This window comes from [Flexibacter] sp. ATCC 35208 (genome assembly GCF_001975825.1).
Classification (GTDB): Bacteria; Bacteroidota; Bacteroidia; order Chitinophagales; family Chitinophagaceae; genus Chitinophaga.
Genome location: NZ_MTKN01000030.1, coordinates 65,731 through 78,197, shown reverse-complemented (window position 1 = coordinate 78,197; position 12,467 = coordinate 65,731). Strand labels below are relative to the sequence as shown.

Here is a 12,467-nt window from a genome sequence, read left to right as displayed (position 1 = left end):
TTATAAGCGTAATTGTAGGTGTGATTATAAATTTGAATGTGATGATGGTGCAGGATGTGAAGATGGTTGTGGATGTTCTCTTTTCCACTTGGTAGCGAAGTAGGCTCCCCAGCCTTTGATATATTCGTAAAACTGGTATTCGTTTTCGAAGTCCAGGAGCATCTCGTAACTAGGCCGGTAGGCGACCATGAAGGAATCCAGAACGGGTGACTCCAGTCCGGTGAGACGCTTTACAAGAGGCATATTAAAGCGGTGAGTAATGTATTTATCCTGTTCAATAGCAACCAATTGGTCGCGGAAATGCTCCATTCTTTTTGCTTTTCTCCAGGTTAAGAGGAGGTCGAGGTTTACACCTACACCACCCATGCCGGTGGCGATGTATTCGCGGGAATAATCGAATACTTTGCGGTACTCCTGTCTGAATTCGGCGGAGTCCTGTTTGTAGCTTTTTTGCTGTACTTCTACGGTAGGGAGTACTTTGATATCTATATGTAATCCCACATCAAATGGGCGGTTTACGTTCAGTTCATTTACGGGGAATTTCATGGTGACCTTGCCCTGGTAAGAAAAACTCAGGGAATCTTTGCGGTTGATGCGGATAGTGTAATGCCCCATGGAATCGGTGACAGTACCGCCTCCGGCGGAATTTATTACGCTGACGCCTGCCATGCCATAGCGTTCCGTACGTTCATACACGGTACCCTTCACCTGCACTATCTGGGCGAAGGTCAGGGATCGAATGGCGATCAGGATAATAAGTAATAAGAATGATTTGTGTAAAATTGAAATACTCATCTGGAAGGCAAACTAATACAGATGAGAAAAACAAACAAGTGGATGTTAAATATTAACAAACAATTGTATAGGAAACCCCGCGTTGGGACGCGGGGTTGGGGGTTTTAGAAGGCGAAAAAAAGTTTTTTGGTCAGGCGGATTGATCAGCGGTTTGAACTTAACCGGAAGGCCGGTTTGATCCGGGGGGTGATTTGATCAGAGGGATTGGTTTGATCAGAGTCCAATTTGATCATGGCCCCTATTTTGATCATGCATTTTCCAATTCTGTATAGATAAGCTTCTTCATCTTCATCAATGCCCCCATTACATGCTGAAACTTACCTGGATTCGTCATCCATTCACCCAGTTTATCAGGAACGATCTGCCAGCTGATACCATATTTATCGACCAGCCAGCCGCAAGCCACCTCATGGCCACCATTGGCGATCAGGCCATCCCAATATTTGTCAATTTCGGCCTGATCCTTACAGTTTACCACCAGGGAAATGGCGTCCACAAAGCCAAATCCATGTTCGGCAGAGCTATCCATTGCCATGGTCACGAAGTTCTTGATTTTGAACTGAGCGTGCTTTACATAATTGGTATTGTCCTCTCCTTCGCTATATTTCAGAATACCCTGTATACCGTTTTCAGGGAATAAATTGCTATAGAAGTGCACCGCCTCTTCTGCTTTGCCGGCTTTAGGACCGGTGAACATCAGGGTGGGGCAGAATTTCTGGTTCATATCGTTTTTGCCACCGGTATATAGCTGCCAGGAGATGCCAAATTTATCCTGCACCCAGGCGTATTTGGAACTCCAGGGGTAGGTATCCAATGGCATCAGGACGCTGCCGCCATTGATCAGTTTTAGGTAATATGCTTCTGTATCTTGCTCATTTTCACTCAATACCATGAAGGAAATGGATGGATTGGGGGTGGATGAAGGCCCGTCATTGAGTAACATAAATTGCTGACCGCTCAGTTTGAGCGTGATTACGATTGGGTTGGAGGAGGTAATGCCGCCGTCTCCAAAGGTGTCTAAGTAAAAGTCAGCCGCTTCCGCAATTTTGCCTTTGATGGTGAGGCAAGGATAGATGGAATTGTTCATGATGATCAATTATGTTATTAATGAGTAGTTTTTGCGATACAACTTTTTGAAGAGCTGTTGTGCTATGAGGTCTTTAACTTTTGTCATGCACTCTTTAATGAAGGGGCTGTTTTGCCTTACAATTTTTTAAAGCGCTGTTCTGCCATACCCTCTTTAATTTTTGTCATTCACTCTTCAATGAAGGAGCTGTTTTGCCTTACAACTTCTTAAAGCGCTGTTCTGCCATACCCTCTTTAATTTTTGTCATTCACTCTTCAATGAAGGAGGTGTTTTGCCTTACGACTTCTTAAAGCGCCTTTTTTACCATACAACGACACAGGTCCATCCCCATATACCATTCAATGCAAAAGCCCGCAGGGTCAATGCTACTATCGTGAATTAATTGCTGGAAAGCATTGCCAATGGCAGGAATGTCCTTCATAAAATCATGAACGTCGATGAACAGGTACCCTCCTTTTGAGATCACTTTAGTCTCCAGGCTATGTTTGGAGAACTCACCAGGGTGCAATTCGGCTGCCGCTGCCTTATACAAAATACGACCATCTCCGGCTGGCCAGGAAAGCCCGAAATACATCCTTTTTTCGTCGAAAGGAACAAGGCTATGTAAGGTCTCATGGGCCTGCTTTACTCCTTCTGGGAAGGAGCTGGCAGTGACACAATAGACAAGTATATCGCTTTGTAAAGTAGTAGTTTCCATACTGTAAACATACGATCATTAGGAACGGTTCATAGGGGGTAAAAAAGACAATTAACAGGTAAAATACGACACCATGACTCAGCCGCTGGAAAAATATAAAAAACTGCTTTCCGACAGGTGATAAGCACAATTAAGGAGTAAAATGCAATAACCTTAGATTCGGCAAGATGAGGGATACTCCTTTCATAACTGATGAAAGGCATGGTTACCGGGTAAAGCCTACAATTGACGCAGATTCTGCAAGATCTGGGATACTTCCCTGCACAACCGGTGAAAGGCATGATTACCGGGTAAAACCTACAATTGACGCGGATTCTGCAAGATCTGGGATACTTCCCTGCATAACCGGCGAAAGGCATGATTACCGGGTAATATCCAACACCATAACCCCATTCTGCATCACCAAGGAAACCAGCTTCACAGCCGCAATATCTGCCACCGGATCTCCCTTTACTGCAATCAGATCGGCCACATAACCAGCCCTGATATTTCCCAGCAGCGGCAAACCAAATACACTTGCATTGACAGCTGTAGCCGCATGCAGTACCTCAATAGGTTTCATACCGTATTCTACCATTAGCAACATCTCACGACTATTATCACCATGTGCAAATACACCTACATCCCCTCCCATACAAATAGTAACACCTGCCTTCATCGCGTCATTAAAGATCTTGTGCTTTTGTTTTATCGCAACCGTTTCCTGGTCTATGCCTTTACGCCAGCCTTTATAACTGGCAATAGATTCAGTAGCTGTAAGTGTAGGACACAATGCAATACCTTTCTCTTTCATCAACCTGAATAATTCAGGCGTTCCCCCATCCCCATGTTCAATAGTACGCACACCCGCCTCTATAGCGCGGCGCATCCCCTCTTCAGTGCCGGAATGTACCACCACATACCGACCACTACTACCAGCTACTTCTACCGCAAGCTTAAGTTCTGTAGCCGTAAACGTAGGTGCCGGTGTTTTATTCAACCCCCATCGGTAATCTGCATATAATTTAATCACATCAGCACCATGGCCGATCTGAGATCTAATGGCTTTTGTAAGACCATCCATACCATCAGCTTCTTCAGCGCCAAGCGGAATATCACCATTGTATCCTTTAGGCCCATAACTACCAGTGGCAACAATAGCACGGGTAGCAACGATTAAACGGGGACCTGGAATAATACCTTTATTAATCGCTTCTTTTAAACCAGCATCATCATACATCGCCCCTTCCGTACCCAGATCCCGTGCAGTAGTGAACCCCGCCATAAGCGTAGCTCTGGCATGCACTACAGCGCGGGCCGTACGTTCCGCTCCTGATTCAGTGAGCACCTGATCATTCCAGCTGGTTTCATTATAAGGATGTAAGAAAAGATGTGAATGGCCTTCTATAAGCCCAGGCATAAGGGTCATGCCTTTCAGGTCAATAACAGTTACTTTTTCAGGCACCTGGATAGTTGCAGGATCGCCGGCAGCCACGATCTGACTATCCCTCACCAATACCCACCAGTTAGCATGCATAACAGTTCCGTCAAATACACGATCCGGTTTGAAAAGGTAAGAGGACTGGGCATTGACAGATATATTGAATAGAAGGAAAAAAGCAAAAACGACGTATCTCATATTCATTCTTTGGCTTACAGTTTAGCCGGTTATACCGCCGGCAGCAAGGAAAAAATAACAAATATTCCTTTAATAAAATTATTCCCTCTTTAAAGGAATTCCCTCCTTAAGATCCCATCCTTAAAATGATTCCCTCATTAATAAAAAGCGAATCCCCTTTAAAAAAGAATGATTCCTTCTTTATCACCGCACCTTAATATACATTTTTTGATAATTCCTTAGGATATGGGTAATCTTAGAAGGATTTTTCAGCTCAAATAAATGGATAAAAAACACAGTTATTTTGATAAAGCCTTTGGTGGTGACAATACTCCCACCCAGTTTATGAATATCCTGGTCTCTGGAAGCAATTGTATTTCCACTATTATATAAATCCTCTGCAAAGCACCATGCTCCATCTCTCGCATTACTCAGTGCAAACTGGATTAACAATGAATTATTGCCTGAATGTTTGCCTAGTAAAGATAGTAAAGGAGATATTCTATTTAGCTCGTTGATCACTTCATAACTCAAGGCCGCGAGAATAGTATTAATACTATTAAAGTCCTGGTGTATTAACTGTAAAGGGGTATCATATTCTTTCGCTATTTCCACTACTGCTACGCCAAGATCCAGATTAATATGCGCATTCATACCTAACAGTAAATGCTGCAAAACCAATACAGATCTCTTTTGTAGCTGCTCAAACGTCACTTGCCATGATAAGGATACACCGGTTTTATTCTTCGCCGTCCATTCATCATAAGCCGCAATGTAACGATTGGCAAAGACCACATCCAGTCTTTCCATTCTCGGTCCATCCTGAAACTCTCCTGCTGCAATTCCTTCTTTTACACGACATGTGACTTTGTGGTATAAGGCAGCGAAATAGCCGGCCCTGTTATCTGTGGTGATAGATGTTGCGATGATCTCCTCTAACCGGGAAATCACCTCATTAATAGTTTGCGCGGGCATGTTTTGGGGTTTGATAGTTACTAAGATAATAAAAAAATCCCCGGCTCTAAAAGAACCGGGGATTATACTTACTAATAATATATTAACCAGCTGGCGTCACATTGCCACCAGGCCTATAATTTACTTAGTGCTATCGTCTGTACTGATCACATTACCACCAGGTAAATCCTGCATGGCATGATGCGCAGTATCGCTAAAGTCTGATTTCATACGATCCAGTAATGAAATAAACTGTTGCGCCATCTGTCCATCACGCTGCAAATCGCTGGTCATTCTGTTCTCAGGCAGACTACGATAATAGTTGATCTGCTGCTGACAATCCTTCTTGATCAGACTGGCAATCTGCTCAGCCTTCGTCTTATCACCAGCCAGGTAGTACGCATATACAGTCTGCATAGAACTGTAGTTATGCATCTGCCCCGGAGTAGTCATCGCATAAGGGAACGTGCTTTGCAACAGGTTGCTATCTGCCTTGTTCAGTGCCAGTAACGCCTGATCTTTCTTATTATCCAGCGCCAGTGCAGTACCCAGGCGGGTATAAGCATTTCTCAGATACTGAAGCAGCTTACGGTTTGGTTCGTCGAAGTAAGTAGTTGGAATATTCGCACCACCGAAGGTGAATTTATTCATCATTACATCGTACATCACCGGCACGTTCACATTCTTCTCAGCACCCATTGGATCTTCGCTTTCTTCTTTCTTCAGTGGAACCAGGCGATAGGTCAGACCATCCATACGGAGGTAGTCGTTCAGACCCAGATCGGTAGGGCTGGTGAAATAAATAGGGCGTTTCCATGCGTTGGTAGCAATGATATCCAGTGCAGCCAGGTCATTCTTCAGCAGGTAGTTCTTATTTACCTGGAATGGCAGCTGTGGAAGGATACGGCTGCTGTCGTACGCACTTACAGTATTGGAAGCCAGTACTTCAGCTTTATCAACAGGAATGAACAGTCTCTTTACAGGGAGGTAGTTCATCTGCTCATTGCTCTGAGTGGTTACCATCGCACGACTGTCAGTAGACCCCATGAAGTTGAGTACTTCTTTCAGGTTATAGAATTTATCCTGCGGGAAGTTACCACCATCATAGAACTGAACGTAGTTGTGGTTTTCGCCACGGTATTTATCCGCACTCCAGGTCATTGGAATAGCTGGACTCTGGTTTACCGCCTGGCGGGCCTGATCGATATACCAGTCAACACCAAGCAAGCTCAGGTTGATCACACGTACATCGGTACGAACACCTTCTACTTCCTGTGCAAACCACAGCGGGTAAGTATCGTTATCACCTACAGTGAAGAGGATCGCATTCGGCGCACATGAATTAAGGTAGTCAGAAGCCACGTCTTTAGCAATCGTCTTGGTAGAACGATCATGATCATCCCACTCCTGCGCACCCATCAGTACAGGTACTGCCAGGATACAGATCACAGTAGCGATTGGCGCAGCAACTGCCAGTTTGGTTTTGCTCTTCAGGAACTGATATACTGCCAGTACACCCAGACCAATCCACACCGCATAAGCATAGAAAGATCCTACATAAGCGTAGTCACGCTCACGTGGCTGGTTACCAGCCTGGTTCAGGTACAGTACGATCGCGAAACCTGTGAAGAAGAACAGCAGACCTACAACAAGGGTATCGCGGCGGTGGTATTTATAATGATACAACAGACCGAATATACCTAAGAGGAATGGCAGGAGGAACAGGGTATTGTGACCCTTGTTGTTCTTCAAACTATCTGGCATGTTAGACTGGTCACCATACAGGAAGTTGTCGATGAAAGGAATACCGGAAATCCAGTTACCATCTCTCACGTTACCATAACCCTGTGTATCGTTCTGTTTACCAGCAAAGTTCCACATGAAGTAACGGAAGTACATAAAGTTAACCTGGTATTCCAGGAAGAACTTCACATTGTCGCCAAAAGTTGGCTTTTCACCCTGTTGTAAGCCCAGGAAGCTACGATAGTAGTCAGCATGGCCCTGATCGTTGGACGCGTCCCAAACACGTGGGAACAGCATTTTATCTTCTGGAGCATAAACAGGTTCCTGTTTTTTGCCGGCAACTACATATTTAGGTTTACCGTTTTCATCAAAACCGCGTGCGTACACATTGCTGGTTTCTTTGTATTCGGAAGGACGGGCAGTAAATACCTGACCATAGATCAGCGGGAAATCACCATACTGCTCACGACCCAGGTAACCAACCAGGGAGATCGGGTTATCTACGTTATACATATCTACAGCCGGATTGGCAGTAGACCTCACCATGGTGGTAATATAAGTGGAGTAACCCAGTAACAGGAAGAGCGTACAGTAGATAGTCAGCTTGGTTGCATGTACAACATTTGGTAACAACAGGTTACCACCAGCCTGTTTAACCACCCATGGAATACCCAGTACCGCACCTGCGATGATGATCTTCAGGAATATCATACCACTACCATCAGCGTCGATGAATGCAGGGATGAGAATTACGGAAGAGATCAGGATCAATGGAGCATAAATGCCGAATTTCGGATTTTTCAGACCATAGATCAGGGCTGCAATAATTGCAATAAAGTAGAATCCAAAACCAGTGAAGAAAGGCAGGTGCAGATAGTTTACGAAGAACACATCCATATAACCGGAAGCCTTGATGGTATCCTGGATAATGAATTTCTGTATCAGACCGGTTATCGCACAACCAATAATAAACGCCCAGAAGGTACCCATTGGGGTCGCTTTGTAACGTTTAAAGTAATATACCATCACAATAGCAGGGATGGTGAGGAGGTTCAGCAGGTGGACACCAATAGAGAGCCCCATCATGAAAGCGATGAACACGATCCAGCGGTCGGCATAAGCCTCTTCGGATTCATGTTCCCATTTCAGGATAGCCCAGAATACGATGGCAGTGAAGAAGGACGACATAGCGTATACCTCACCTTCCACAGCAGAGAACCAGAATGAGTCAGAGAAAGTATAAGCGAGGGCACCTACGATACCTGCGCCCATGATAGCGATCATTTTTTCGCCGGAGATCGATTCGCCTGCCTTCACCATAAGGCGGCGTGCAAAGTGGGTAATGGTCCAAAAGAGGAACAGGATAGTGAATCCACTTGCAAGGGCAGACATCGTGTTAACACCAATAGCGGCATGCTTCTGGCCGAAGAAAATAATAAAGAGCCTACCCAACAGCACAAAAAGCGGAGCCCCTGGAGGGTGAGGGATCTGCACCTTTGCGGCGGTGCTAATAAACTCACCGCAGTCCCATAAGCTGCCGGTCGCCTCCATAGTCATAATATAGACAGTGCAGGCAATGATACAAATAACCCAACCCACAATGTTGTTGGTCCTTTTAAAATTCATAGAGATGTTTTAGGTCCGACAAAAATAGAAAAAGTGGCAAATTATGATAATTAGAGATAACAGTTTTAACTTTTTCTTTAATAAGTGAAAAAAAATGAAGATTTACAGGGATTTATGGGGTTTGGGGTGGGATTTTTTAATACTATTTTAATTCAGGGGGTCCTCTTTCCGGATAAAATCAAAAATGCCGGCCATGGGGCCGGCATAAAATCAGTTAAATATAACTCTGACCGTCTGGTAAAACGACAGTTTCTGGTACCCGGTATTCTGCTGACTCGTCAACTGATCCCTGCGGAACCCTTGTAAACCAAACAAACCGGCAGCATTACCTTTATTAATAGCGATCTCCAGGTAACCGGCGGCATTGAACATGGCCAGTTTATGTCCTTCCGGTACATCGGAATAGGTTTCACTTAGGGAGGAAATGACTTCATCCCTGCGGAAAAAGATAGAGAACTTTCTATTCTGGCGCTGCTCTTCGAACTGTTTGCGGGTGATATTCACTACAACATTTTCGAAGTTGTCGATATGAATGATCTGACCATCGATATAATCCTGCCCGGTCATGGGCTGTAAGTTATTCTTAATAACGTATTCGTTTGCCTGTTCTCCCAGGTCAGTTAATTTCTTACCGCTTTTGAGATCATTGAATGCCTGAGCAAAACGTCTCAGTATACCAAAGGTATCTTTCGCCTGATCTTTTCCGAGCGGTAATTTGACAACTACTCCAGGTAACCCTTCTGCAATCATGGTAATCAGCCCGTTATCTGCGCAGGCGATATATTGACCATTGTGCTGAGCGAGCAACACATGATCTGCTTTTCTATCGAACAGATTAATGAGTACCATATGAAATGTACCTGCTGCAAAATGCGCGAAAGCACCTTTACAGATATACGTAGCCTGCGGCAGGTTGAACGGAGAAATCTGGTGAGTAACGTCCACTAACTGAGCACCGGGACAGTCCTGCGACAGCTGCCCTTTCATGGCGCCGACGAGGTAATCCTGTAAACCGATATCTGATGTTAGTGTTATAATGGACATTCGTGATTATTAGATTCGCTTTATCTCCAAATTTGATGCCATTGAAGACTGGCGTTGATTTTAATGCAAAGTAAGATAATATTTAGATGCGGGAGACTGTCAATATGAAAATACTTGTTCAGATGTGTATAACTCTGTGAACTTGTATAGATAAGGGTTTGGGGCGGTGTAAAGAAAATCCGGAACTGGAAAATAGTCAGTTCCGGATTGAATGTCAATTATTTTAAAGGAGAATTTGGTTCTTTCTTAAAGTGGTTGTACACCATTCCATCCAGGAATCCGGGTAGTAGTTTACTCAGTAACACGGTCAGTTTTCCCTGTCCTGTCAATACCAATGTACGTTTACGTTTAGCAATCGATTTATTGATAGCTGAAGCAACGGCTTCGGCGGTCATGAGTTTTCCTTCATCAAGGGGTGTTTCGCCCTGTACGTTACCTTTTTCGTTCAGTGCCGTGTTGCGGATATTGGAGGCAGTAAAGCCCGGGCATACCCACATTACGTTTACGCCTGTATGCAGGAGTTCTGTTCTCAGCGATTCCAGGAAGCCCTGCATGGCGAACTTGCTGGCAGAGTAACCGGTTCTGCCGGGAAGGCCACGGTAACCGGCGATGGAAGATACGCCGACGATGGTTCCTTTATTTTCGAGGATGGAAGGTAATGCATAATTTGTACAATACACGGTTCCCCAGAAATTGATATCCATTAGTTGTTTTAACACAGACAAATTGACACCATTGAAGAGGGCGCGCATAGATATACCGGCATTGTTGATGAGGATATCTATTTTACCGAAATGGGCAATAGTTTGTCCAATAAAAGCTTTACAATCATCCTCTTTACTCACATCGGCGACATAGGTAAACAGGGTATTTGTTTTCAGCTCATCGCTTAAAGCCTGCAGGGCGTCCTGCTTGCGGCCACATACAGCGACTTTGGCGCCGGAGCGAAGGAGGTCAATTGCGATGGCTTTTCCTATACCGGAAGTTCCGCCGGTGATAACGGCTACTTTGTTTTCGAAAGGTTGTTGCATTAGAAATTTTTAGCAATCACAAAAATAAGTGGGATATTGGATAATATGAGATTTTGTTTGTGAAGAGCGGGTAAAATTGTGAGTATGTTTTAAAAAAAGTTGTCAAAAAGTTGGGAGATATTAAATAATTCCTATCTTTGCACTCCCAATAACGAATGGGGCTATGATTCCGTAGCTCAGTTGGTAGAGCAATACACTTTTAATGTATGGGTCTTGGGTTCGAGTCCCAACGGGATCACCAAACCCGACTTCTTGAGAATAGTCTCAAAAGGTCGGGTTTCTTCTTTATATGAAGTGCCCGTCAGGTCTGCAACGAGCGCGAATAATGGATTTATTTTTGTGGTTCGAGGTTGGACATTTTCCTTGTTATAATAGATGCCTTCAGGAAATATCGTTTTCTAGAATCTTTGTTTTTCTATGTAATTGTTATGATTCCATACCAACGCGGGTTCTATGACTTGTTGAGTAGCAAATTCGATGTATTTTTCGAGGTTCGAGGCGTTTATCGGGGACGATTGTAAATCCTCCGGTAACTTTTTACGTTCTGCTCCATATTTACCGGCAAACTTTTTATACAGCTCTTCTGTGATTTTATCCTCAACATAACGTTCTTCCAGCCTTTCGATCTTTTCTTCCAGTTCTGTAAGCCTTGCTTTAAGATGTTTAGCTGTTTCCTCTCTTTCTGCGTTGACGGTTGTAAATAGCTTTCTCAATTGGAGCTGAAAAAGAGGGATATACTTTATCTCTGAGTACATCCCAAATTCTAACATTCCTGTATAATCCTTAGCACATGAAGCAACACCTCTTCACAAGGCTATTCATTGCGTTATGTCTAACGGTCAACGCTCTGGGGGCACCCTATTGCCCAGCGTTAATGATAGCCTGTTATCCCAAGTACAAAAAATCAGTTAAGAAAAGTATACAACTGAAAAGGTTCTAAGAAATAGAGCCAGCATAACTATATACTCAACTGAACAGCTACAAAAGGTTGAAGCAAAAATATGGTTACATACTGTTGTTGTCACACTTCAGTTTTGGGAGTATAAGGCTCCTATTTAAGAGAGAGTATAAATTAGTTTCTCAATTGTAAGATGTAGCTTAGACCTTGATCAGATGTTAATTTGAATTTGTTATCTTTGGAATATGCTCGCCCCGAATGAATTTGATTTCGAAAGATACAGTTATACGAAGCTTACCTAATATACCCTAGTTTGACGGGCACTATGTTAAGATGTAAAAATCTTAATTAGTAAATATCTAAAAGAGAACGATTTATAGTAGCTAGTTCAAAGAAAAAGCTCTTCATTTAGCTGCCAAATCCAGCATAACACAATTAGCTTAGGCTTTTAGAGTTCACCTAATACGCTTTATAAACAGAAGAATCAGTTGTAACAACATTCGGAAAAGCCCTTTCCGGGTCAGGGAAAGCCAACTGATCAGGATATGGTCAAATTGCAAAAGGACAATGCGAGGCTAATGGAAGAAGTCGGGATACTAAAAAAGCTGCTGAAATCTTTATAGATCACTCCGGGAGAGATACTTTGCGATTAAGAAGTTGTCTGGGCTGTTTCGTACACGGGCTTTGTGGTGGTCTTTTGTTTTAGTATCAGTGCATACTATAGCTCGCAGAAAGTTGAATCCAGAAAGCTGGAACACCGTAAGCGGAAATTAACCTCTTTGGTTAGAACAACATATTTTGATTCTCTAAAGACTTATGGCAATCCCCATATTCAATTTATAAAGCAGTATGGGCATAAAGGGTAATTGCTGGGATAACTCTGTAGCTTAATGTTTATTTTCATCTTTAAAAGACGCGTCGATCTATCCATCAGGTGCGCTCACCAGCACTAAATAAGTCCGTAGCCACATTTCTTTTATATAGAAGGCTTCCAC

9 protein-coding genes and 1 tRNA gene are annotated in these 12,467 nt (G+C 43.5%); 1 reads left to right on the top strand and 9 read right to left on the bottom strand.

The genetic code is table 11. The features are described 5' to 3' along the window. Positions 1–24 precede the first annotated feature (24 nt). From BW716_RS19345 to BW716_RS19310, 8 genes are all read right to left on the bottom strand, one after another. Entirely contained in the window at positions 25–795 is a 771-nt protein-coding gene (locus BW716_RS19345) for a hypothetical protein (RefSeq protein WP_083724995.1), read from the bottom strand. Between the two features lie 247 nt (positions 796–1,042). Then, complete coding sequence (locus BW716_RS19340) at positions 1,043–1,882, bottom strand: VOC family protein (RefSeq protein WP_083724993.1); 840 nt, start codon at positions 1,880–1,882, stop codon at positions 1,043–1,045. Between the two features lie 286 nt (positions 1,883–2,168). After that, positions 2,169–2,579: a hypothetical protein gene (locus BW716_RS19335; RefSeq protein ID WP_083724991.1), complete on the bottom strand. Its 411-nt coding sequence runs from the start codon at positions 2,577–2,579 to the stop codon at positions 2,169–2,171. 361 nt (positions 2,580–2,940) lie between these two features. Next, entirely contained in the window at positions 2,941–4,197 is a 1,257-nt protein-coding gene (locus BW716_RS19330; RefSeq protein ID WP_235643890.1) for an amidohydrolase family protein, read from the bottom strand. A 183-nt stretch (positions 4,198–4,380) separates the two neighbouring features. Continuing rightward, on the bottom strand, positions 4,381–5,151 hold the full coding sequence (locus BW716_RS19325; RefSeq protein WP_083724987.1) for a DUF5995 family protein: 771 nt from the start codon (positions 5,149–5,151) through the stop codon (positions 4,381–4,383). A gap of 120 nt (positions 5,152–5,271) precedes the next feature. After that, positions 5,272–8,499 (bottom strand): DUF2723 domain-containing protein, encoded by a 3,228-nt coding sequence (locus BW716_RS19320; RefSeq protein ID WP_083724985.1) that lies wholly within the window; start codon positions 8,497–8,499, stop codon positions 5,272–5,274. 210 nt (positions 8,500–8,709) lie between these two features. Continuing rightward, positions 8,710–9,543, bottom strand: a complete 834-nt coding sequence (locus tag BW716_RS19315) for an S-adenosyl-l-methionine hydroxide adenosyltransferase family protein (RefSeq protein ID WP_083724983.1) — start codon at positions 9,541–9,543, stop codon at positions 8,710–8,712. A gap of 218 nt (positions 9,544–9,761) precedes the next feature. Continuing rightward, positions 9,762–10,574 (bottom strand): SDR family oxidoreductase, encoded by an 813-nt coding sequence (locus BW716_RS19310; protein ID WP_083724981.1) that lies wholly within the window; start codon positions 10,572–10,574, stop codon positions 9,762–9,764. 165 nt (positions 10,575–10,739) lie between these two features. Here BW716_RS19310 and BW716_RS19305 point away from each other — a divergent pair. Beyond that, positions 10,740–10,815: transfer RNA gene (locus BW716_RS19305), tRNA-Lys, on the top strand. A gap of 157 nt (positions 10,816–10,972) precedes the next feature. Here the strand turns inward: BW716_RS19305 and BW716_RS19300 are convergent. After that, the gene (locus BW716_RS19300; RefSeq protein WP_143708914.1) at positions 10,973–11,287 is read right to left on the bottom strand and encodes a hypothetical protein; all 315 of its coding nucleotides are present in this window, start codon (positions 11,285–11,287) and stop codon (positions 10,973–10,975) included. Positions 11,288–12,467: the final 1,180 nt, after the last annotated feature.

Coding starts and splice junctions, on each gene's coding strand:
- BW716_RS19345 (WP_083724995.1), bottom strand. CDS start 795: ATGAGTATTTCAATTTTACACAAATCATTCTTATTACTTATTATCCTG.
- BW716_RS19340 (WP_083724993.1), bottom strand. CDS start 1,882: ATGAACAATTCCATCTATCCTTGCCTCACCATCAAAGGCAAAATTGCG.
- BW716_RS19310 (WP_083724981.1), bottom strand. CDS start 10,574: ATGCAACAACCTTTCGAAAACAAAGTAGCCGTTATCACCGGCGGAACT.
- BW716_RS19320 (WP_083724985.1), bottom strand. CDS start 8,499: ATGAATTTTAAAAGGACCAACAACATTGTGGGTTGGGTTATTTGTATC.
- BW716_RS19325 (WP_083724987.1), bottom strand. CDS start 5,151: ATGCCCGCGCAAACTATTAATGAGGTGATTTCCCGGTTAGAGGAGATC.
- BW716_RS19315 (WP_083724983.1), bottom strand. CDS start 9,543: ATGTCCATTATAACACTAACATCAGATATCGGTTTACAGGATTACCTC.
- BW716_RS19335 (WP_083724991.1), bottom strand. CDS start 2,579: ATGGAAACTACTACTTTACAAAGCGATATACTTGTCTATTGTGTCACT.
- BW716_RS19330 (WP_235643890.1), bottom strand. CDS start 4,197: ATGAGATACGTCGTTTTTGCTTTTTTCCTTCTATTCAATATATCTGTC.